General features: G+C 44.5%; 25 protein-coding genes, 1 tRNA gene and 1 riboswitch. Of the genes, 14 read left to right on the top strand and 12 right to left on the bottom strand.

Annotated features, from left to right (window positions below; genetic code table 11):
• Nucleotides 1-81: 81 nt before the first annotated feature.
• Both CHH91_RS05940 and CHH91_RS05935 read left to right on the top strand, forming a co-directional pair.
• The gene (locus tag CHH91_RS05940) at nt 82-1026 is read left to right on the top strand and encodes a DUF1385 domain-containing protein (protein ID WP_095222547.1); all 945 of its coding nucleotides are present in this window, start codon (nt 82-84) and stop codon (nt 1024-1026) included.
• Between the two features lie 43 nt (nt 1027-1069).
• Entirely contained in the window at nt 1070-1492 is a 423-nt protein-coding gene (locus tag CHH91_RS05935) for an SA1362 family protein (RefSeq protein WP_286160703.1), read from the top strand.
• 13 nt (nt 1493-1505) lie between these two features.
• On the opposite strand, the gene CHH91_RS05930 is transcribed toward CHH91_RS05935, so the two are convergent.
• Entirely contained in the window at nt 1506-2393 is an 888-nt protein-coding gene (locus CHH91_RS05930) for a patatin-like phospholipase family protein (RefSeq protein WP_095222545.1), read from the bottom strand.
• A gap of 88 nt (nt 2394-2481) precedes the next feature.
• Nucleotides 2482-2901, bottom strand: coding sequence for a transcriptional regulator MntR (gene mntR, locus CHH91_RS05925; RefSeq protein ID WP_095222544.1), 420 nt, complete (start codon nt 2899-2901; stop codon nt 2482-2484).
• 193 nt (nt 2902-3094) lie between these two features.
• On the opposite strand from mntR, the gene CHH91_RS05920 reads away from it, so the two are divergent.
• Complete coding sequence (locus CHH91_RS05920) at nt 3095-3481, top strand: rhodanese-like domain-containing protein (RefSeq protein ID WP_095222543.1); 387 nt, start codon at nt 3095-3097, stop codon at nt 3479-3481.
• A gap of 36 nt (nt 3482-3517) precedes the next feature.
• Here the strand turns inward: CHH91_RS05920 and gcvPB are convergent, their stop codons facing one another.
• The 3 genes from gcvPB to gcvT are packed head-to-tail and all read right to left on the bottom strand — an operon-like array spanning nt 3518 to nt 7438.
• The gene (gene gcvPB / locus CHH91_RS05915) at nt 3518-4981 is read right to left on the bottom strand and encodes an aminomethyl-transferring glycine dehydrogenase subunit GcvPB (RefSeq protein WP_095222542.1); all 1464 of its coding nucleotides are present in this window, start codon (nt 4979-4981) and stop codon (nt 3518-3520) included.
• On the bottom strand, nt 4965-6323 hold the full coding sequence (gene gcvPA / locus CHH91_RS05910) for an aminomethyl-transferring glycine dehydrogenase subunit GcvPA (RefSeq protein WP_095222541.1): 1359 nt from the start codon (nt 6321-6323) through the stop codon (nt 4965-4967). The genes gcvPB and gcvPA overlap by 17 nt, the downstream gene beginning before the upstream one ends.
• A gap of 14 nt (nt 6324-6337) precedes the next feature.
• On the bottom strand, nt 6338-7438 hold the full coding sequence (gene gcvT, locus CHH91_RS05905; protein WP_176465693.1) for a glycine cleavage system aminomethyltransferase GcvT: 1101 nt from the start codon (nt 7436-7438) through the stop codon (nt 6338-6340).
• Between the two features lie 156 nt (nt 7439-7594).
• A riboswitch (glycine riboswitch) is annotated at nt 7595-7683 on the bottom strand.
• A gap of 195 nt (nt 7684-7878) precedes the next feature.
• Here gcvT and CHH91_RS05900 point away from each other — a divergent pair.
• Both CHH91_RS05900 and CHH91_RS05895 read left to right on the top strand, forming a co-directional pair.
• Complete coding sequence (locus CHH91_RS05900) at nt 7879-9534, top strand: DEAD/DEAH box helicase (protein WP_095222539.1); 1656 nt, start codon at nt 7879-7881, stop codon at nt 9532-9534.
• On the top strand, nt 9527-10366 hold the full coding sequence (locus CHH91_RS05895; RefSeq protein WP_095222538.1) for a YqhG family protein: 840 nt from the start codon (nt 9527-9529) through the stop codon (nt 10364-10366). The genes CHH91_RS05900 and CHH91_RS05895 overlap by 8 nt, the downstream gene beginning before the upstream one ends.
• A 16-nt stretch (nt 10367-10382) precedes the next feature.
• Here CHH91_RS05895 and CHH91_RS05890 read toward each other — a convergent pair whose 3' ends face one another.
• Nucleotides 10383-10553, bottom strand: coding sequence for a YqzE family protein (locus CHH91_RS05890; protein WP_084160700.1), 171 nt, complete (start codon nt 10551-10553; stop codon nt 10383-10385).
• Nucleotides 10554-10744: 191 nt separating this feature from the next.
• Between CHH91_RS05890 and comGA the strand changes: the two genes are divergently transcribed.
• The 8 genes from comGA to CHH91_RS05850 all read left to right on the top strand — a co-directional run bounded on the left by comGA (nt 10745) and on the right by CHH91_RS05850 (nt 14668).
• Nucleotides 10745-11749: a competence type IV pilus ATPase ComGA gene (comGA, locus tag CHH91_RS05885; protein ID WP_353615314.1), complete on the top strand. Its 1005-nt coding sequence runs from the start codon at nt 10745-10747 to the stop codon at nt 11747-11749.
• Nucleotides 11700-12761, top strand: a complete 1062-nt coding sequence (locus tag CHH91_RS05880) for a type II secretion system F family protein (protein ID WP_095222537.1) — start codon at nt 11700-11702, stop codon at nt 12759-12761. Before comGA ends, CHH91_RS05880 begins: the two co-directional genes overlap by 50 nt.
• 14 nt (nt 12762-12775) lie before the next feature.
• Complete coding sequence (gene comGC / locus CHH91_RS05875) at nt 12776-13087, top strand: competence type IV pilus major pilin ComGC (protein WP_095222536.1); 312 nt, start codon at nt 12776-12778, stop codon at nt 13085-13087.
• Nucleotides 13071-13511: a prepilin-type N-terminal cleavage/methylation domain-containing protein gene (locus tag CHH91_RS05870; RefSeq protein WP_095222535.1), complete on the top strand. Its 441-nt coding sequence runs from the start codon at nt 13071-13073 to the stop codon at nt 13509-13511. The genes comGC and CHH91_RS05870 overlap by 17 nt, the downstream gene beginning before the upstream one ends.
• Nucleotides 13495-13818, top strand: coding sequence for a hypothetical protein (locus CHH91_RS05865; RefSeq protein WP_095222534.1), 324 nt, complete (start codon nt 13495-13497; stop codon nt 13816-13818). Before CHH91_RS05870 ends, CHH91_RS05865 begins: the two co-directional genes overlap by 17 nt.
• Nucleotides 13802-14212 carry a competence type IV pilus minor pilin ComGF gene (comGF, locus tag CHH91_RS05860; RefSeq protein WP_095222533.1) on the top strand — a complete coding sequence of 137 codons (411 nt, stop codon included), beginning with the start codon at nt 13802-13804 and terminating at the stop codon, nt 14210-14212. The genes CHH91_RS05865 and comGF overlap by 17 nt, the downstream gene beginning before the upstream one ends.
• Nucleotides 14187-14555, top strand: a complete 369-nt coding sequence (locus CHH91_RS05855; RefSeq protein ID WP_095222532.1) for a hypothetical protein — start codon at nt 14187-14189, stop codon at nt 14553-14555. The genes comGF and CHH91_RS05855 overlap by 26 nt, the downstream gene beginning before the upstream one ends.
• Before the next feature lie 42 nt (nt 14556-14597).
• A tRNA-Gln gene (locus tag CHH91_RS05850) sits at nt 14598-14668 on the top strand.
• A gap of 34 nt (nt 14669-14702) precedes the next feature.
• Here the strand turns inward: CHH91_RS05850 and CHH91_RS05845 are convergent.
• From CHH91_RS05845 to CHH91_RS05825, 5 genes are all read right to left on the bottom strand, one after another.
• On the bottom strand, nt 14703-15332 hold the full coding sequence (locus CHH91_RS05845) for an MBL fold metallo-hydrolase (RefSeq protein ID WP_353615313.1): 630 nt from the start codon (nt 15330-15332) through the stop codon (nt 14703-14705).
• Nucleotides 15333-15664: 332 nt separating this feature from the next.
• Nucleotides 15665-17599 carry an LTA synthase family protein gene (locus CHH91_RS05840; protein ID WP_286160702.1) on the bottom strand — a complete coding sequence of 645 codons (1935 nt, stop codon included), beginning with the start codon at nt 17597-17599 and terminating at the stop codon, nt 15665-15667.
• 81 nt (nt 17600-17680) lie between these two features.
• Nucleotides 17681-18658, bottom strand: a complete 978-nt coding sequence (locus CHH91_RS05835) for an ROK family glucokinase (RefSeq protein WP_095222531.1) — start codon at nt 18656-18658, stop codon at nt 17681-17683.
• Nucleotides 18651-18872, bottom strand: a complete 222-nt coding sequence (locus tag CHH91_RS05830; protein ID WP_095218046.1) for a YqgQ family protein — start codon at nt 18870-18872, stop codon at nt 18651-18653. Before CHH91_RS05830 ends, CHH91_RS05835 begins: the two co-directional genes overlap by 8 nt.
• Nucleotides 18873-19011: 139 nt before the next feature.
• Complete coding sequence (locus CHH91_RS05825; protein ID WP_095222530.1) at nt 19012-20049, bottom strand: M42 family metallopeptidase; 1038 nt, start codon at nt 20047-20049, stop codon at nt 19012-19014.
• Between the two features lie 80 nt (nt 20050-20129).
• On the opposite strand from CHH91_RS05825, the gene CHH91_RS05820 reads away from it, so the two are divergent.
• Nucleotides 20130-20957, top strand: a complete 828-nt coding sequence (locus tag CHH91_RS05820) for a hypothetical protein (RefSeq protein WP_095222529.1) — start codon at nt 20130-20132, stop codon at nt 20955-20957.
• Here CHH91_RS05820 and CHH91_RS05815 read toward each other — a convergent pair.
• Entirely contained in the window at nt 20951-22480 is a 1530-nt protein-coding gene (locus CHH91_RS05815) for a rhomboid family intramembrane serine protease (RefSeq protein ID WP_095222528.1), read from the bottom strand. The two genes, CHH91_RS05820 and CHH91_RS05815, sit on opposite strands and share 7 nt — an antisense overlap.
• Nucleotides 22481-22511: the final 31 nt, after the last annotated feature.

Below are 22511 nucleotides of genomic sequence, written 5' to 3'. Positions count from 1 at the left end.
ATTTTAATCACAGATGCCATCTAGTGTTATCTGTATTTTTTTAGTAAAATAGAAGGAAATCGAAACGAGGCTGGTGAAATAATGTCAGATAAACAAACCAATACCTATGGCGGGCAAGCCGTCATTGAAGGTGTCATGTTTGCGGGAAAAAACAGCTTCGTTACTGCCGTTCGCAGAAATGACGAGAGCATAGACTACTTAACCGTCGAACGCCAAGACAATCCGAAATTATCCAAGCTGAAAAAGATACCTATACTGCGAGGAATCGCAGCGATCATACACGCTAGCGCCAATGGCACGAAGCATCTGAACTTTTCTTCAGAACGTTACGGGGTCAATCCTGAGGACGATGCACAGATAGTTCCAGAGGAGAAAAAATCAAAGCTGGCAATGATCATTGGTATCGGTGCCGTTGGTGTACTATCCTTTATCTTCGGGAAATTGATATTCACACTGACTCCTGCACTCGTCGCGGATTTCTTCGACAAGTGGCTTCCTTCCAGATTCGAACAGGTTGCACTGGAAGGTTTCCTGAAGCTTATCCTGCTTCTTGCCTATGTTTATCTCGTTTCCCTGACACCATTGATCAGGCGTGTATTCCAATATCACGGCGCTGAACATAAGGTGATCAACTGTTACGAAAACGGTCTGCCGCTTACGGTAGAGAATGTACAAAAGCAATCCAGGCTTCATTATCGATGCGGATCAAGCTTTATGCTGTTCACTGTCATAGTCGGGGTGATTGTGTATATGTTCGTTGCCACAGATCCGCTATGGTGGCGTATGGTGAACCGTATCCTGCTTCTGCCGCTTGTCATCGGTCTGTCCTTCGAGGTACTTCAGCTGACGAACAAGGTTCGTGATATCCCTGTTCTTCGCTTCCTTGGCTATCCAGGCCTATGGCTGCAGCTGGTCACGACAAAAGAGCCAAAGGATGATCAAGTGGAAGTTGCCCTGGCTTCTTTCAAAAAAGTGCTTGAAAATGATTCTGTACAGGTGAATAGTGGTATAAAGATAGTAAGATAACGAAACCATGTCACCATCAAGGCATGGAAAGGAGGAAAATGGGTTGCGTAGATCTGGGTCTTCCATCATCGTGTTTGTTTTGATTGGTCTTGCTGTCATCGGTGTCAGCATGCAGCTCGTGACAAATCCAGGAGCATTCTTCCAAAACGTGCTCGTATGGATCGGAGGTGCCGTCCTCTTTGGTGCATTACTCTACTTCATTCTTACACGCTTGCGTGGCCGCTCCGCTGCAGGCGGCAGCGGCAGCAGCAGTGATATGCAGAAATATAAGAAAGCAGTAAAGCAGTCCAAGCAGAAATACAAGCAGCCAAAATCCCGTCCTGTCAGCAAACCTGCTAAACCAGCAGCTAGTATCAAAAAAGCTTCCGCTGCCAGAAAAAAACGTACGGTAAAGGATCGCTCACGCGGTCCGCAGCTTCGTGTCATCGAAGGAAACAAACAGAAACGCAAAAAGTCGAGCATCTGATGCCCGACTTTTTTTATGGCCAGCGTTTTAGGAAGTGCTCTGCTTTCTCTCTGCCGACTGCTATCAGCTTCTCCTTTTCCAAAGCTGATATATCGAAATCGGCCATTCCGATACCTTCTACCGGAATGAAGATGATGTCCCTTGCTGTTTCCTGATTTATATGACGCATATCATGCGCTACCTTCATCGTCTTAAAAAGCGCATAAAACAGATCAAAAGATTGATGAACTTTCTGGACCGGAATTTTTTGTACTGCTTCACTCAGCTTCATTCCCAGGATAGGACGCCTCAATAGACGCTCCTCCCCTTCCAGTGTCCAAAGCGGGAAGTTGCTCAGCACTCCGCCGTCGAGCAGCAGACTTCTTTTCCGATTGTTATAGAGAAGTTTTGCCGGCATGAATATGTACGGAATACCTGCACTCATCCTAATAGCCCGGGCTACCGGGAAACTTCCTCCATCGATTCCATATGTCTCGTTCAAATCATCCGGAAAAACGATTAATCTGCCTAATGTTACATCTGCTGCGATCACTTTCAATGTTCGAGGCTTCAAATCCTGAAAAGTATACACTTGTTTTCTTGCCAATGCCTCATAAAGCCAGCGTTCCAATGCATTTCCTTTATACAGGCCCATCTTGAAATATAGCGTAAGCCAGTTGGCAAAGGGAATATATCTTGTAAGCTTAATAGGATCGGTGAATTTACTGATATCCGTTTCTTGAAGCAATGCTTCCATTTCTTCCCCGCTGTAGCCTGCTGCCAGCAAGCCGGCGACAATAGCACCAGCAGAGGTGCCAGCCACATTCTCAAACTCGTATTTCTCCTTCTCCACAGCCTGTATAGCACCGATGAATGCAAAAGCCTTCACCCCGCCGCCTGAGAAAACACCGTCTATTTTCATAAGCACGCTCCATGATGACTTTTTATTATACCTAATCTGGAAAGTGCTTTTTTAGAACAAAAAAACCATCCAAATTGGATGGTTTCTGTTAAGACTTCTGTTTTTGCTGTATTTTGATCAATGCTTCTTTCCGTTCATTATCTTCCTGGAAGTACTGAACAAGATTACCGATCCGCTCGATTGAATTCCAGCTCATATGATGCTCGATACCCTCTACATCCTGATAAATATTCTCTTCCTCGACACCGATGATTCGCAGGAAGTCTTCCAAAAGTTCATGCCGATAGACAAGCCGTTTGCCGACCTGCTCTCCTTTATCAGTAAGAATCAAGCCACGGTACTTTTCATATTTCAGATATTCATCTTTATCCAGCTTCTGCACCATTTTCGTAACAGAAGACGGATGTACCTGCAGATTCTCTGCTATATCGGACACTCGGGCATATCCTTTTTTCTCCATTAATATGTAAATTTGTTCAATATAATCTTCCATGCTCGGTGTAGGCATAAAACTCCTCCATTCAATCCACTGCAACTTCTACATCTTAATATGATACACCTTTTCCAGCGGACAAACAAGCCAACAAAGTTGAAGCAGGTCAAAAGTGTTACACTTATATGAACAGCTATAAAAAATCTTTGAAAATAAGCGCCTGCTTGCTATAATGTAAGTTGGAGTATCAGCAGATGGGGGAAATGACATGGAAGCAGTACTAGTTATTGGAGTTGCACTGATTGTATTCATCGCATATAGTGTAATCCGCTATTTCATTCAGAAGAAACACCTGAAAACTCTTACAGAGGAAGAATTCAAAGCTGGATACCGTAAAGCGCAGCTGATTGATGTACGTGAGCCGAAGGAATTCGACGGCGGACACATCCTAGGTGCACGGAATATCCCACTTACCCAGCTTCGCTACCGTTTGGCTGAAATCCGCAAGGACAAGCCTGTTTATATGTATGACCAAAACGGTACACGTACTGTTCGTACTGCAGCAATGCTGCATAAAAAAGGCTATCAGGATCTTAATCAGCTTAAAGGCGGTTTCAAAGCCTGGAGCGGTAAGATCAAACGTAAAGGTGATTAAAAGAGCTTTGCACATTATGTGTGCAAAGCTCTTTTTTCATTCTGGTGTATAGCGAAGAATCGGCTTTCTGGCGGCAGTCGTTTCATCCATTCTGCTGACGACTGTCGTATGCGGCGCCTCTTGTACAATTTCTGGGTTATGTTCTGCATCTGCAGCAATTTCCAGCATCGTATCAATGAAACTATCCAATGTTTCTTTCGCTTCTGTTTCGGTTGGCTCGATCATCAGTGCTTCCTCAACATTGAGCGGGAAGTAAATAGTCGGCGGATGGTACCCGAAATCAAGCAATCGTTTCGCGATATCAAGCGTACGGACACCTAGCTTTTTCTGTCTGCGTCCGGAAAGAACGAATTCATGCTTACAATGCTGTGTGTATGGCAGATCGAATGCTTCACTCAAGCGACGCATCATGTAATTCGCATTCAGGACCGCATATTCACTTACACGTTTCAGTCCTTCTGGTCCCATCGTCCGGATATACGTGTACGCACGTACGTTGATACCGAAGTTTCCGTAATATGGCTTCACTCGCCCGATGGAGTCTGGACGATCTTCGTCAAGGATGATTTCTTCCCCTTGTCTGCGGACAACCGGCTTCGGCAGGAATGCTGCAAGCTCCTCCGAAACGCCGACAGGACCCGATCCTGGTCCCCCGCCGCCATGCGGGCCGGTGAATGTTTTATGCAAATTCAAGTGCACAACATCAAAGCCCATATCTCCAGGTCTTGTATAACCCATGATGGCATTCAGATTAGCACCATCATAATACAATTTGCCGCCTGCCTCATGGACAATCTTGGCCATTTCCAAAATATCCTTTTCGAACAGACCGAGTGTATTCGGATTCGTAAGCATCAACGCTGCTGTATCTTCTCCAACGACGCGACGCAAATCCTCTAAGTCAACTAGTCCTTCTTCATTTGATTTAACTGTTACAGATTCGAATCCAGCAACCGTTGCCGAAGCAGGGTTTGTTCCATGCGCCGAATCCGGCACGATAACCTTCGTACGCTGCGTCTCGCCATTCTTCTCATGCAAGGCACGGATCATCATCAGTCCAGTCCATTCTCCATGAGCTCCTGCTGCAGGCTGCAAACTAACCTCGTGCATACCGGTAATTTCCTTCAGCTGCTCTTGCAGATCGAACATAAGCTCCAATGCACCTTGTGCCGTTTTCGGATCCTGATACGGATGAACGTGGCTGAATCCATCCATTCTGATGACATCTTCATTGATTTTCGGATTATACTTCATCGTACAAGAGCCGAGCGGATAGAATCCGGAATCAACGCCATAATTTCTTCTTGAAAGAGCAGTGTAATGCCGGATGATCTGCAGCTCGCTCAATTCTGGAAGCGCTGCTGGTTCGCTTCGAATATATTCTGACTCGAAAACTTCTGAAAGATCCGTTTCCGGAACATCGAGCGGCGGCAAGCTGTATCCTGTCCTGCCTGCTTTCGTTTGTTCGAATAACAACGGGAAATCAGTATTGTTTTGCATGGACTGCCGCCACCTCTCTTACAAATGTATCAATCTGTTCTTTTGTGCGCTGCTCCGTCACAGCTACAAGTATGTGGTTCTTCAAACGATCATCAATCCGTCCCAAGTGATACCCCCCGATAAACCCTTGTGTAACCAGATGATCATTCAGTGCATCCGCATCATCTTCTACTTTAATTACCAATTCATTAAAGAAGGCACCTTGGAAGATGACTTGCAGCCCGTGTGCTTCAAGCTGCTTTTTCATATAAAGTGCTTTTTGGATATTCAAGTGAGCCATCTCAGCTACACCTTTTTTACCTAATGCACTCATGGCAACTGAAGAAGCCAAAGCATTCAATGCCTGATTGGAGCAAATATTCGACGTTGCCTTGTCCCGGCGTATATGCTGCTCACGTGCTTGGAGTGTCAGAACGAAACCACGTCTGCCTTCCTCATCTTTCGTCTGTCCGACAAGTCTTCCTGGCAGCTTGCGCATCAATTTCGCTGAGCTTGCGAAATAACCGCAGTGAGGACCGCCGAACTGTGCCGGGATACCGAATACTTGTGTATCCCCAACAACGATATCTGCACCGAAGCTGCCTGGCGGAGTCAAGAATCCTAAAGCCAACGGATTGCTGGAGACAACCATCATCGCTTTCGGCTGTGCATCAATGATTTTGCGAATAGCAGCTAACGGTTCGACCTGTCCGAAGAAATTCGGATATTGCACGATGACACTAGCCGTATCCTCATCTACTGCTTCTTCCAGTGCTTCTAAATCGGTCAAGCCATCCTTATGAGGAACTGTGACAATTTCCAAATGCTGTCCTCTTCCATAAGAATCGATCACTTGTCGAGATTCTGGATGAACCGCTTCTGATACAATGATTTTCTTCTTCCGCGTATGGCCAGCGCTTAATGTCGCTGCTTCTGCAAGTGCTGTTCCGCCATCATACATGGAGCTATTCGCAACATCCATTCCAGTCAGCTCAGCAATCATCGTCTGGAACTCAAAGATTGCCTGCAGCTCTCCTTGGGAAATTTCAGGCTGATACGGCGTATAAGCTGTATAGAATTCAGATCTCGATATAACATGATCCACAATCGAAGGAATGTAATGATCGTACACTCCAGCTCCAAGGAAGGAAGCATGTGTTTTCATCGTCACATTACGACTTGCCAAAGCTGCCAGTTCAGCTTTCAATTCCCCTTCACTTTTCGGTTCCTTGATCTGAAGCGGCCCCTTCAAGCGAACTTCCTCGGGGATATCAGAGAACAGCTCCTCCGTGTCTTTCACGCCTATCGTTTGAAGCATTTCTTCTTTGTCTTGCTCTGTCATCGGTAAGTACCTGAAATCCATGCTGTATCCTCCCTCTATTTCCGTTTATAGAATGGTGTTGCAACTACCTTGGCTTGCAGCCGTTTCTTTCGTATCTGCACTTCCACCAGACTGCCTTCGTCGACAGCATCCGCTTGTACGAGTGCAAGGCCGATATAACTATCCAGTGTCGGTGACTTTGTTCCTGTCGTTACCTCACCGATTTGTTCGTCACCGCTGAAAATTGGATAACCATGGCGCGGTATCCCTTTTTCCTGCATTTCAATGCCGACGAGCTTCCGGTTCGCTCCGTTCTCTTTTTGCTTCTTCAAGGTCTCTTTTCCGATGAATTCGGCAGACTTATTCGTTTTCACTGCAAATCCAATACCCGCCTCGATCGGCGTGATGTCCTTCGACAACTCATTGCCATACAGCGGCAGATTCGCTTCAAAGCGTAAGGTGTCCCTTGCTCCCAAACCAACTGGCTGAAGATTGTATGCTTGACCAATTTCCAGTAAAAGTTCCCAGACAGCTCGCCCGCTTGCAGCCGGTCCGTAGATTTCAAAGCCATCTTCGCCAGTGTAGCCTGTGCGTGAAATTAGGAAATCTCCTTCCGCCCCTTCCAGCTGCACTGGATAAGCGAATCGGAAAAATGAAATTTCCGACAATTTTTCATCTGTCAGCTTTTGGAGTATTTGCTCTGCATGAGGTCCTTGCAGGGCAACTTGCATATAAGCATCTGATTGATCTTCGATACTGACTCCATTTCGTTTATGAGAAAGCAGCCACTCCAAGTCCTTTGCTGTATTGCTGGCATTCACAACAAGCAGATAACGGTTCTCTTCCAGCATATAAACGATTAAATCGTCTACTGTTCCGCCATTTTCATAACACATGACACTGTATTGCGCTTTATTTGGAACGAGCAGTTCAATGTCATTTGTCAGGACAAACTGCAGAAAGTCTTTGCTAGCTGGCCCTTCAACCAGGATCTCACCCATATGGGAAACATCGAACAAACCGGCCGCCTGCCGCACTGCATGATGTTCTTCCTGGATGCTGCTGAAATGGACTGGCAGTTCCCATCCCCCGAAATCGATCGTCTTGCTGTTTGCCTCGTAAGCAGGATAAAGCGGGGTTCTTCTCAACTCACTCATCATCTTGCTCCTCTCTTATGTACCTCGCAACAAAAAACAGAGCCACCTCGAAAAAGCTTTGAGGGGCTCTGTCCATTTACCAGAAAGTTTCTTATCGTCCTTGGACCATAGTTGCTTCTTGGGTGGCTTCTACTAGGGAAGCACTCTCCAGAGTTGCGTCGTGCTGGAGTTCTTTTGCCTGAGAGATTCACTCAATATTTGCTCCTTCGGCGCCGCTGTACAGCGGTCTCTCCTCCAACATTCACTCGCGGTTTATGAAATTGGAAAACGCGGGCATACTAACAGACAATCAACCTATAAAAAAGCAAAATCCAAACATTTTAATAAAAAATATTGATAATGTCTGGTTTCAGCCTCATTATAACATAACATTTTTACAATGTGTCTATCTTTTTAAGCTTTTTAAACGAAACTCCGAAGAATAAGGAGATGAAATCACAATGCAGGTGCATATAAAAGATGATAAACCATTCCTCGACATGATGGATGATAAATTGCAGCAAGAAGGAGAAACAGCATCATGGGAGCATTTCAAGATGGCTTATACAGCTGCCAAGGAAACAAATATCGATACATTTACCGGGTTGGTTGCACCTGGCTATCTGCCGCATATGACCTTCCATCCCCATCAGCTAGAAGCAAGCCGGCGAGTTGTGGAAGAAATGAATGGACGCGCCATCCTGGCTGATGAAGTTGGTCTGGGGAAAACGATTGAAGCGGGTCTCGTATTGAAAGAATTAATGATTCGAGGCTTGGTGAAAAAGGTACTGCTGCTCGTACCGGCATCTTTAGTGAACCAATGGGTAAACGAATTGAACTCAAAATTTCATATTCCTGCAGCCTCCCAGCGAAAGCAATATGTATGGGAACATTATGATGTGATCGTCTCCTCCATCGACTTGGCAAAGCGCTCCCCTCATCGGGAGATCATTTTGGAGCAGGACTATGATTTTGTGCTGATCGATGAGGCGCATAAACTGAAAAACAATAAGACAAGAAACTATGCGTTCATCCAATCGCTCAAAAAGAAATATTGTCTGCTGCTGACTGCAACGCCTGTCCAAAACAAGCTAAGTGATATTTACAATCTTGTATCCTTGCTAAAGCCTGGCTACCTTGGCAGCTACAAGCAATTCAAAGATACATATGGAGATGACCGCAGGGATGCAGAAGAGCATCATTACTTGAAGGAGCTTATCCGTAAAGTGATGGTCCGCAACCGACGGGAAGAAACGGGACTTCAATGGACAAAGCGGAAAGTGGAGACGATTTGGATTGATTTTACCGAACAAGAGCGACAGGTATATGAGAATATGCAAGATTCCACCAGTGCTGCAGCAACCTTTGCGAAAATAACCCTGCTCCGCGAGCTGTGCAGCTCCAGGGAAGCAGCATATTTGTCCATGAAAAAGATGGTCGAGGAAAATCCGGAAACCGGTAATGTGTATTTGCCTGTTATGAAAGAGATTGAAAAGCTGCCGCAGCACAGCAAGGCACTGAAAGTTGTAGAGCTGATCAAGGCTGCTCCTCCAGGAGAAAAGTTCATCATCTTTACAGAGTACCGGGCTACGCAATTTTACTTGCAATGGACGCTCAAGCAGCACGACATATCCTCCGTTCCTTTCCGAGGAGGCTTCAAGGCCGGTAAAAAGGATTGGATGCGCGCGCTGTTCGAAAAGCATGCACAAGTTCTGATTGCAACCGAAGCTGGCGGCGAAGGAATCAACCTCCAATTTTGCAGCAATATGATCAATTATGATTTGCCATGGAATCCAATGCGGCTGGAGCAGCGCATCGGCAGGATCCATCGTTTTGGTCAGCAGAAGGATGTACAAATCTATAATTTCGCAGTACGGAACACGCTCGAAGCACACATATTGGAATTGCTTTATAAGAAAATCAACTTATTCGAGCGGGTAATCGGAAATCTCGATCATATCCTTGCCGAACTGCAAGTTTCCGATGTGGAAAAAGAGATTAAGCGGATATTCGCCGATTCTCGTTCCGAAGGAGAAATAAAAGTAAAGCTGGATAATTTGACTGCGGTAATCACCGAGACGGGTGAACAGCTGGAAAGGGATAAATTACATGGATAGACAAACACTCCACCAGTTTCTGCGGAAATTTTTCCTATCAAACGGCTGTCAACTTCTAGAGGAAAAAGATGGGCTGCTTCGGTTCCTTTTGACTCCAGAACTGGATGAAGAATTGATGAATCGGCCGTTTTATTGGCGCTATAAGAAAAGACTTGGCCAAGAAGGCGATCCCATGGAGCTCACCCTTCTGACCGACCCAAACGAGACAGCTGAGAAAGCAGAGCATATTCATTTCGGCAGCCCTCGCCTGCACAAGATTTTCCGTCTGATCCGCGACTCCGCCCAAGTAGCTCGTCTTTATGAAAAGGTAGATACAGCTTCCCGGACACCCTTGTACCCGTGGCTCATCCGCAACATGAGCGTCCACTTTTCCGGTAAACGCAAACGTACGGAAACACATTCTGTTGGATTACAGCTTTTGAATGGACAGCTGGCAACCGATTGGATGGAGAACTTCTCCCAGGTGGAATTCAAGCAGCAAATCAGCGATCAATGCTATTGCCTCTCTCCTATCATCCGATACCAAAGCGGTTACCAGCGAATAAGCAGTTATATGCATACCTATCTGGATACGATCGATGACAGCTGGGTGAAGGAGACAAAAGAGACACTCAAACAAGAAGAAGATTTACTGGCGCATTTTTTCGATCAAAGCGCTCAGGAAGAGCTCGAAGAAGAAATCCGCGAAGAAAGAGCTGCATTATATAAGAACGAACTGGATGCAGTGCATAAAAGACTAGTCCCATCCATTCAAATGGAGACAATCAATGCCGGCATCTTCTATCTATCCGAAGAAACCGTACAGAAACTGCTCCACAAAAAAGAGGCCTGAATCATGTTCAGGCCTCTTACTTTTTACGACTACGGAAGAACAGCTTGAAAGCAAATGGCAGAACACCAAACCACTTTCCGTGCAGCTGGTGTTTTTCTTTTTCCTTCTGTTTCTTCTCCTGCTTCGGTGCATCCATCTTTTTCACCAGCTCCTGGGTTACGAATCGGAAATAATCATTGGAAGACATGTACTTAGCCCCCTCTACTTTTACTAGTAGCGTGACCAATTTCATTTCGTTCCATACAACATACGTGAAGTTCTCTTTCTTAATTAGCAGAAATAAATTTTGTCCTCCAATGCACTGATGTTTCCTGTATTTTCGCAATATGACCGCTGCTATGACTTTGTAGTATTGTAACTGCAAAGGAGGTGATATAAGTGCTGGATAGCCCTTCAGTTTTTGCGGCTAGTTTGATGGAAGAAGCGATACAGCAGCAGGCGTCAGACATTCATTTCACACCGGAAGAAGATGAAACAAGCGTATTCATACGGATACACGGAAAGCGTGTCCTGCACAGTCGCTTATCGACTCCGAGTTTTCGCAAGCTGATTGCTTACTATAAATTTGTCAGCGGTATGGATATCGGAGAGATGCAAAAACCTCAGGATGGGGCAATGCCATTTTCGTATAAGGGACAAAAACAATATTCTCTTCGTCTATCTACCCTGCCGCTGAAACAAACAGAAAGCTTGGCAATTCGTATACTTCCCCAAAGTGATGCACCCTTGCTCGACCAGTTGTTTTTATTTCCGTTCCAAATAAGTTCATTGCGGCAACTATTGCTGGAAAGTACAGGAATTCTCCTGTTCACAGGCCCGACAGGCAGCGGGAAAACGACGACAATGTATAGCATCCTGCAGGATTTATTACGAATCAAAGCGTGTCAGGCTATCACATTGGAGGATCCGATTGAGAAACGAATGGAAAACATGCTGCAGGTGCAAGTGAATGAGAAGGCCGGCCTTACGTATCAAGCAGGATTAAAAGCAGCGCTGCGGCATGATCCTGATGTGCTGATGATCGGAGAAATCCGCGATGAATCCACAGCCAGCTTCGCCTTCGAAACGGCAAGGACTGGACATCTTGTCATCAGCACGCTGCATGCCAAAAATGCAGCAGGCGCTATTCACCGCTTGCAGGAAATGGGAATTCCCATAGCTGACTTGCATCATACGTTAATTGGTGTCGCGTCGTTGGAACTTCTTCCTATCACAACGCCCCATCATTCACGTGCGGCCATTATGGAGCTGGCCGACTCTTCACAAATCAGCCGCATGCTGAAAACGAATAAAACATCTTTCCTGACATTCGCAAAACTTAGGAGGAAAGCCTATGCATATGGTTTTATCACGAAAGAAAATTATCAACTTCAAGAAGGATGACAAACTGTCTATGGAACAGCAGATGCTTTTCCTCCAGCAGCTTCACCGACTCAGAACACAAGGATATGATATGGCTCGCTCGCTTGATTTCCTTCACTGGCAGCCGCAATGGCGAACGGCTACACAGACTCTACAGGAAGGTCTAAAGCAAGGTTTGCGACTGGACGAAGCCTTTTCACACGCTCGTTTTTCATCGTTAATCGTCATTCACTTTTATGTGGCACATCATGACGGAAACTTGGAAGATGCATTGGCAAGAAGCTACACTACAATGCAAAAACAAATACAGCAGCTTACTAAGTTCAAGAAAGTCACTCGTTACCCCATCTTTCTTCTATTGAGTATTCTGCTGCTGCTTCTTTTTGTTAAGCTTTATGTCTATCCTTCTTTTCTATCTCTTTTTGCATATTCTGCAGAATCAGCAACCCTTCTCCGCTTTTTCTCCAATCTGGTGAATTTACTTTTGTATGCAAGCTTACTCCTCGGTGTGATCGGAATCAGTCTATATTTCCTACAAGGATCCTTTAAGAAACGCTGGCCACCCGCAAAGAAACGCTATTACTTGGAGCGCATACCTGTCATTCACAGTATAGCCCGCACAAGGACAAGCTTCCAGTTCGCCATTCAGCTTGGTAATTTTCTTTCAGCGGGACTTTCCCTGTATGAAAGTCTCCAGCTTTTATCAAAACAGCAATATCATGACATGCTTCAGTTGTACAGCAGTGTCTTACTATCCCAGCTGACCTCAGGATATACATTGAAGGAATGTCTGCCAAGTTTTCCACTGCTTGATGCCCAGCTTCAAAGTATTTTGGTGAAAGAAAATGATGTATCATCACAATCGAAAGATTTGCTGATGTATGCAGAGATCATGACAACTAAAATGGAAGATCGAACAAAAACTGTCCTCTATCTGCTCCAGCCTATTCTGCTTTGCATCATGGCACTATGCATCATTATTGTCTATCTATCTTTGCTTCTCCCTATGTTTCAGATGGTTCATACACTATAGAAAGAGGTTAACTGATGCGAAATGAAAAAGGATTCACATTAATAGAAATGCTTATAGTTTTGCTTGTTATCTCCGTGTTGATGATTCTTATCGTGCCGAACTTAGCTGATAAAAATGACCGGGTCCAAACGCAGGGCTGTGAGGCACTATTAAAATTAGCTGAAAGCCAAGTACAAACGTATAAGATAGACAACGGGACCGCCCCAACCTCGATTGCACAGCTCCAAGATGGCTACTTGACTGAAACAACATGTCAGGGTGGTAAGCGTTCCTTGGTACTAAGTCCTGGAGGCGAGGTTTCTTTAACGAATGCATCAGGTTCATAAACAAAAAGGTTTCAGTTTGCTTGAATTGATTATAGTACTCGGCCTCGCTTCTTTACTGATTAGCATCGGAACAGGTGTGTATTCCCACTTACTTGTGGAAGCAGAAGCAAAACAATTCAAAAATCGGCTGGAACAAGATTTGCTTTATTTGCAGCAATACACACAATTCGACAGGTCAGCTAAGCTGTACCTAGATAAAGGTAAATATGAAATCTATTCAAGCAGATTGAAGAAAGTTCTGTTAGTCCAGGAAATACCTGAAGGCTATGCGATTAATATTTATCCCAGTGCATTGTCATTCGGTTTCAATCAAACAGGTACAGCACTTGCTCCTGGCAATTTCACTATACGTACTCCTGCCGGAACCGATAAGCTTGTATTTCCGCTTGGGAAAGGAAGAGGGCGCTATGAAGAAAGCAGATAATCAAGATGGTTTTCTGCTGCTGGAAGCATTGTTCAGTTTCGCGATGTTTCTGCTGCTATGTACCCTTCTGCTTCCGTTATGGATTGACGTGAAAAAGGAACATTACATTCAGGAAAAACGTACGTTCTATTATAGTCTTCTCCAAAATGAACTCGCAAAAGCCGAACCAAAAGATCAGTATTTTAGTGACGATAAGCTATTTATCGCATTAAGATTCAGTATCGAGGATGGACTCAAAAAAGGCTGCATTGATCTAAGAGGAGAAGGGCGAAAGGAGAATCGCTGCCTATATGGTTATCTCGAATAATAAAGGTTTCACGCTTCTTGAAGCAATAATTGCATTGGGCATATTGATTCTGATTCTCGTTTCCGTCCCTCCCCTTCTGACTCCCTTGGTCCAAGACACAAAATCAGAAGCTGTGTCTGTCAGGCAGGCACTTCACTTCATATCAATGGAAGTGCACAAAGGCGTTGCTGTAAATACCGCGGAAGATAAGCTTTACATTCAGGATCAGCAAGGTCGAACAGCAGTTTTTGAGCAATATAAAGATATGATTCGAAGACAAGTTGATGAGAAAGGACATGAAATCTACTTGCACCATATTGAGGATTTAGAATTCAACCAGGATGACAGCTCGATTGTCATAACTGTCAAAGGAAAAGAGGGATTGTCATATGAGAAACGTATTGATATGGAATGAACAAGGGTTCCTTCACCCATTCCTCTTGTTTCTGACAGCTTTCCTTCTGCTCCTACTCACTTCAGGCAGTATGCTTCTTCAAACGAAAGTACAATCGACTGACATGCTTTTCGAACAGTATAAATTAGAGCAAGCTGCATCACTCGCTTTCAAAACAGTTGAAAACCACTATCTTCCGAATCTAAAACCAGATGACGATGATCAGACCATTGAAATCCATAACAAAGCTTTGGATGCTCATATCACGATTAATAGAGAAGAACAGCACCTACTTGTACGATACAAAATCAAAACAGATGAAAGTCTGGAATCGGTCACTTATTATAAAAAATATCCTACATGATGTATAAGATGGACAATCTAGTGCAAAATAGTCTATGTACGATGGGCTATAGCCAAGTGGTAAGGCAGCGGGTTTTGGTCCCGTTATCGTTGGTTCGAACCCAGCTAGCCCAGTAAAAAGATCCCGCCAAAATGGCGGGATCTTCTTTTATATAAGGAAAGGATTCTTCGCCTGTTCTTCCCCTATCGTCGTTTTTGGACCATGACCCGGGTATACTTCATAGAAGTCAGGCAGTGACAATAATTGATCGGTAATACTTTGCATCAAGGTCGGAAGATCACCTCGATAAAGATCTGTCCGTCCAATGCCACGCTGAAACAGCGCATCACCGACGATTGCATACTTTTCTTTATGGAAGACAAGGCTCACACTTCCAGGAGAATGCCCTGGTGTATGACGTACTTCAAATTCGAAATGTCCAAACCCCATATTACCTGGCTTTAGATTCTCATCCGCATCTCTCGCTGTTATTTGCTTGACCGGAAACATTTTTGAACCATTCTTACCTGGATCACCTAGCCAATCAGCTTCCTCTTCATGCAGATACACAGGAATATGATAGATGTCCCGCGCATCATCGACCGCTCCGATATGATCGAAATGAGCATGTGTCAGGAGAATTGCCTGCGGTCGCAGTTCTTTCTGTTTGATCCATTCAATCAGTTTGACGCTATCTCCGCCTGGGTCAACAATCAGGCAGTCGTTCTTTGATTCCAGTATGTAACAATTTGTTCCCATCGGTCCAAGACTTAATGTATGTATTTTCATTTTATTCATCTGCTCCTCCCCTGCGATTTCTTTTAAAAAAGGCTCGACAAGCATATAGGTGTGTACTACTATATAGTATGTATTTGCCAAGCAGTCTTTACCACAAGTATAGCAGGAAACCAACTATTTTGCTCATGGGAGGGCAAGCAAGTGATTCTTTCGATCATCTTGTTTTTTATTGCATTTCTTTGTGTTTGCACACTAATTACAGAATGTAAAAAAAGACAAGTGAAACAAGCGATCTTCACATTTATTTCTGTGGTCGTCATCACATTAGTTTCTATTACGAACTTATTATAATTCATTAAAAAAGGATCGCTGCTTATGCAGCGATCCTTTTGTTAACTTGCTTTTTCTTTACCTTCTTGGAAATCGTAGAACCGGAGCAAGTCACCATAGATAATCCGATCAGAGTAATTCAGTTCTTTCGTTACTTGTTCCTGAATTGGTTCACAGACGCTTTCTATCTGTTCACCGGTCTCACCGGATATTTCTGCTTCTTCTCCTTCTATATTGTCAGCTGGCTCACCCGTCAGTCTGTCGTAGCACATATCATTGGTGAACACATAATCCTCACTGATGAAATCTCCATTTCGAAGAGCTGTGAAATCTTTGCGATCTTCTGCAAACACATCATTACCAAATTGGATGTCGTGTTTAGCGTCGATACCCAACAGACTCAGGATGGTTGGTTTCACATCAATCTGACCAGCTACCTTCTCCATTACCTGACCATTTCCATCGCCAGGAATATGGACGAAGAACGGTACACGCTGGTTCTGGATTTGCTGGTACGGTGTAATATCTTTACCTAAATATTGACTCATCGCTTTATTATGATATTCACTGATGCCATAGTGATCTCCCATCATCACGATGATGGAATCTTCATATTCACCCGATTCCTTCAGCTGCTCAAAGAATTTCTGTACTGCTTCGTCTGTGTAGCGCGCTGTTTGGAAATACTTATTCAGTGTCTGGGAGTTGGAGTCAAACTGATCAATAGTCGCTTCTTCTTCCGGCAAATCGAACGGATGGTGGTTCGTCAAGGTGATGAACTTCGAATAATACGGTTTATCCATTTCCTGAAGGTATGGAATCGACTGTTCGAAGAATGGTTTATCCATCAAGCCCCATCCAACTGTATTTTGGTCTTCTCCTTCGGTGATGACGTCATAGCTGTTTTCATCATAGAAGGTGTCATAGCCCAGGCTGTCATACATGACATCACGATTCCAGAAGCTGGAGTTGTTCGAATGGAATACTGCAGTTGTGTAATCGCTTTGTCCTAAAATTTCAGGAGTTCCGTTGTATTCATTCTGACCGTGAGTGAAAAATACTGCTCCCCGAGGTAACGGATATAAGGAGTTTTCAACTAAGAATTCAGAGTCAGATGTCTTGCCCTGCTCTGTCTGATGATAGAAATTCTCGAAGTAATACGTGTCTTTGTCTTCTGTCAGGCTGTTGAGGAATGGTGTGACTTCTTCCCCGTTCAGTTCATTGTTGATCAGGAAGCTCTGCATGGATTCAAGGGAGATGAAGATGACATTTTTTCCTTCTGCCTGCCCGAATTTAGCTGACTTCTCTGTTTCCACTTCTTCATTTACATAAGAAAGAATCTCAGGAAGTTCATTTCCGTCCGCAAACACGCGCTGCGCTTCCGTCTTTGATTGCATGACTGCATCATATACATGGAAGTTAAACAAACCGATATTCTTGACCAGATATTCCCGGTCAAATCCGCGTGTAAACAGCTGCGGGCGTTCTGCTTCCGCAAGTCCGATGTTTATTACGACAACCGCAGCTATAGCCGCCATTGTTGATACTTTCTTTCTGCGAAGGTATTCAACCGTCATTGTTTCTTTAAAACGATAGCTGAGGAACCAGATGATAGCCAAATCCAAGAACAGCAGAATGTCCTGTGGATAAATGAGGCTTAATACACTGCCGCCAAGGTCAGCGGCATTGCTTCCTTGCATGAGGACCGGCACTGTAAGGAAATCACTGAAGTGTCGGTAAAAAATCAAGTTGATGTACAAGATGATAGAACCCACGAGGCTGATGATCCGGATATACCGCATCTGCCATTTTCGTGAGAATAAAACGCTGATACCAAAAGCTAAAAAGGCACTGACAAACGGATTCAGCAGCAGAATGAATTCCTGCATCGCATTATCCAAGCTGATGTTGAATAAGAAACGATAAATGATATACGTCTTCAGTCCAAACAAAACTGTCGCCAAAATATATAATGGTGCAGTGAATGTTCGTTTCAAGTAAAAATCCTCCTCATTATAGAACCAAGCGTAAAACAGATGGCAGCAACTTGCGCTGCTGCCATGCACGCATTTCTTTATTTATTTTGCGGGCTCTTCCAAGTGCTGTTTGACTAAATAAGCAGCACCGTAGACACCTGCATCATTGCCGAGCTGTGCCGGCACGATTTCACATTCATATGTTGTACGCGGCAGGGCAGCTTTCACGAACGCTTCCCTGATAGGTTCCATCAAAGCATCCCCTGCTTTGGATACGCCTCCCCCGATGATGATGCGGGAAGGGTTGGTAAGGATAGCAGCGTTAGCTAACGTTTTTGCCAGGACGCTGGTGGATCTGTCCACAATCTTTTGCGCTTCTGCATCATTTTCGGCAGCCAGCTCGAAGACGTCTTTGGAAGAAACGCGACCGTTTTCTGCAAACCTTCTTCCCAAGCCGCTCTCTGGATGCGCAGCAGCAGCCTCTGTTGCCAAACGGCTGATACCTGTCGCAGAGGAGATAGTTTCTAAACAGCCTTTTCGCCCGCAATTGCACGGGGCACCATTCTCTTCGACGGTGACATGGCCGATTTCTCCTGCCGTACCATTTATTCCATTCACGATATGGCCATTAGCAATGATACCTGCTCCAACACCAGTGCCTAGTGTGATGGCAATGATATTATCCTGCTGTGCACCTGCACCTTTCCACACTTCGCCTAGCGCAGCCAAGTTAGCATCATTGTCGATGAAAACAGGCAATCCGGATAGTACGCCAAGCTCAGCAGAAAGAGGGAAATCACGCCAGCCGACATTGACTGCTTCTGCGATGACACCGTTACGCGGGACAACGAACCCTGGTGCTCCTACGCCGATGCCTTGGATTGTTTCCTTTGCAATGCCACGTTCTGTTAGCTTTGCTTGGATTGTTTCCCAGATCTGCTTCGGTATGTGCAGACCTTGCTCATATTTATCCGTCTTGATCTCCCATTTTTCAACTAGTTCGCTCGTTCCATCGATGATGGCGAGCTTAATTGTTGTGCCGCCGATATCGACACCGACCAATAGTCCGTCCTTACTCATTGTTTCCCGCTCCTTCTCGACTATCCGATAAAGCACTTATCTCTTTTCTAAGAATCAAATTTGCTTGTCCATATTCCTCTAATGACAATAGGTTATTGTCATACAGCTCCCGCAGCTCTTCCAGCATCATCGTCAAATCGAGCTTGCGGTCTCCGATGTATACGAAAATACCATACGTCTTCAATAGCTGCATCACATCATAAACCGTTTTCATACACATCACCTAAGTTATTATAACAACCTTCACGTAAAATTGAAAATGATTTAAGACTACGTTCACACCTTCTTAACAATATGCCTTAATGTAAAAAAAATAACCTGAAGCCGGTTGACTTCAGGTCAATTCTTTACAATTAAAACATATCGCTCTTCAAATAAGCATCCAGCAAAGTATATGTAGCAGTCAAAGCACTTTCATGTGTGCGTTCAAATGCATGGGATGCAGCAATACCAGGTCCGATAAGACCGTGGCGGATATCGTATCCTGCACGTATCGCGGCTGATGCGTCCGATCCGTAGTATGGATATATATCCAGCTTATATGGCAGACCATTGGATTGAGCGAGCTCTGCAAGCTGTTCTCTCAATGCATAATGGTAAGGTCCGCTTGAATCTTTTACACAGATGGATACATCATATTCTGTAGTGGCTTGACCGTCTCCGATCGCTCCCATATCGACTGCGATATATTCCACTACTTCCGATGGAATGCTTGAATTTCCTCCATAACCAATCTCCTCATTATTAGAAATAAGCATATGTGTGGTGTATGGCAGCTGCAGGTTTTCTTCCTTCAGTCCTCTTAGCAGTTCAAGCAGAATTGCGACACTTGCCTTGTCATCCAAATGTCTTGATTTAATGAAGCCTGAGTCAGTACGAACAAAACGCGGATCGAACGACACGAAATCTCCTACACGAATCCCGAGAGCTTCTGTTTCGTCACGAGATGTTGTTTGTTCATCGATGCGGACCTCGATGTTCTTCTCGTCCCGTTTTGCTTCTCCAGCTTCCTTATAAACATGAACAGATGTTTGATGCATCAGTATTGTGCCAGTGAAGGCATTATCTTTGCTATGTATCGTACAGTATTCCCCTTCGACACTGTTCCAGCGGAATCCCCCTATCATTGCCAAGGACAATGTACCATCTGCTTTTATCCCTCTGACCATGGCGCCTAATGTGTCAACATGAGCAGTCAGCAGTCGGTGGTGAGCTGTGTCTTTACCTGGTACCGTAATAAGCAGACTGCCTTTATTCGTCACCTTTGAATGGTATCCAAGTGAATCTGCCACGCTGCGGCAAAAGTCAATCGCCTGGTCCGTATAACCTGAAGGACTTGGTATATGCACTAGATTTTCCAATGTTTCTGATATTCGATCAATTCGCTTCATTCGTATCCCCTCTTTCATAACATATCGGTCTATTACATAGTATCAATAAGCAAGAGTTTGTCCAATGAGGAGGAAAACAAATGCGAAAATGGCTTATACTTGGATGCGTCTTTTTTTCCATCGTCCTATTCTCCACTTATATTATTCGTATGCAGCAGCCGCAGCCTGTCATTCAGCACTTTCCGCTTGATGGCTCTGCTGCTTTTATCGATACATCTACTTCCATGAAGAAAGTCGATTTCCGGCGCATCCATTGGCGTCTGACAAGCACACTCGATACCGAAGCATACTTACGGCAAGATGTCGGCCTCTTATACGAAAATGGCCGATTGGTTGGCGTAATGAATAAATGGCAGAACCCCGCTAGCCGGCTTACACAGGAGAAGACACATAGACTTCAGCCGAATAAACAGCTCGATGCAGTTTCTTTTCATTTTGCTGAACTGCATAAGAATCAAATTACCAGCACATTTAAAATATCCGGTGTTCGCTCCTACACATCTGGTGCACATGAACTTTTCTCATTTCCAAAAAATGAAAAAGAAATACAGTCCCGTCAGATTGCGAAAACAGAAACGAGCCGGACACTTCAGCAAGTCTGGAACAATGCGAAACAACAATTATCCATTCCAGCAAGTCAATACACCGAGCTACCACTCACCGCTCTTCCGACAGCCGACTTAACGAAAATCCCTGGACTTTCAGAAGATAAGGAAAGACAGGAAATTATCAGCCGGCTATGGGAAGGACTGTATCGAAATTATATTCTGCCGATTGGTCCAGCAGTGGATAAAGGCACAGCATCCACCTATATCCCGCTCTTGCTTTTTGATAAATCAGGAAAGCATCTGCGCGTCCTCTATCAGGATGAGACAGGTCAGTACAGAGAACTGCTGCAATATTATTGAGAGAGATTCTGTTGGAGCTGTTCATACTGGCTGTTATCAGGCTTAAGCTCGACTGCTCTCTTTGCATGCTTCATAGCTTCCTCCAATTTCCCTTCTGCCTGGAGGACAAGCGCCAAATTATAATGAGCAGCATGATCCTCCGGGGTTAATGTCACCAGTCGCTCGTAGTCCTGTGCACTTTTATCCATGTCACCAGTCTTGTAGTAAGCTAAACCGCGATTGAATAAAAGCATCGGTTCATATACAGATTCCCCTTCACTCAAAGCTAGGGTCGCATCGGAAATCACAGAAGAATAATCGTTTTGTCTTAGTGCATCTTCCACGTTAAGAACGTGACGCAGTGCATCATTTACTGGTCCAGTAAATCCATACCAAATGAGACCAGCAATAAATGCAATGGACAAAAGTGTACCGCCAATGCGCGCTCTTGTATTTCTTTTACCAGGCAAGCCAACGAGCAAAGCACTGGCAAAGCCTCCTGCCAAGCCGCCGAGATGCGCGAATACATCAATCACATGACTAGCAGAGAAACTGATGACTAAGTTAATAAGCAGGATGACGATCAAACCGTTCCCGATCGTACGCCAGAACAGTTTCGGATAAACAACACCAAAATATATCAGCGCTCCAAACAACCCGAAAATCGCACCTGATGCTCCTGCACTAAGACTATCTGAGAAAGCAAAGCTTCCCAGCCCGCCTATGATTCCTCCTAAAATGTAGATGAAGAAGAAACGACGATGACCGAATATCTGCTCTGTCAGTGTACCGAGATAATATAATGACAGCATATTTGTCAAAAGATGCAAGGCCCCAATATGTAAAAACATCGAGGAGATGATTCGCCACCATTCATTTTCGGCTAGAATCAATGGATTGTATTTCGCTCCGAGCTCAATAAGCACTGCAGAGTCAGTCGAGCCTCCAAGCAGTGTTTCCAAGAGGAACATTACGACACAAATTCCGATAAGTATATAGACCAAAAGCGGCTTTTTTCGATGAAAGACGGCTTGGTCTGCCTGCTGCTGAACAAGCAAGCTGCGGAGTCTGCTCTTCTCCACCTCAAGCTCATGTTCATCAGCAGAAGTCAAAGAAATCTTGTCATCAAGCTTCAAATGACGAAATAGCTTCTCCGACTCTTTTTCATATGAGCTGCCATCTAAATAATAAAGCTGCATCGGGATAGGACGCTTACTTTTGATGATCATAGGTTTTTTTAGCTTCGACCAATCATCCGCAGGTTCCTGTTCACCAAAATAGACATTATAGATACGCGTCTTCCTGGCGAACAATCCTTTGCTCATATTCTGTATCTGATTCGCCGTTTTCAAAATATCCTGTTTTAAATGATTTGCCCAAGTAAAGGTTCTATAATTAAGTTTCACAACATGGGTGATACCATTCTGCTTCTTCTCGAGCCAACAAACTCTTAAGTCGTCTTCAGCTCTCGCTAATGTAAAACCATGAACGGCTAACAAATGATTGATCATCTTATAATAGGCCGTTTCTTCGTTGTAGGTCATACCTCTCCCCCTCTTGCCTACAGTTTATCAA

Origin of the sequence: Virgibacillus sp. 7505 (assembly GCF_002272135.1) — a bacterium.
Lineage (GTDB): Bacteria > Bacillota > Bacilli > Bacillales > Amphibacillaceae > Terribacillus.
The sequence above is the reverse complement of the archived record's forward strand: the minus strand, read 5'-3'. Positions and strand labels throughout refer to the sequence as shown.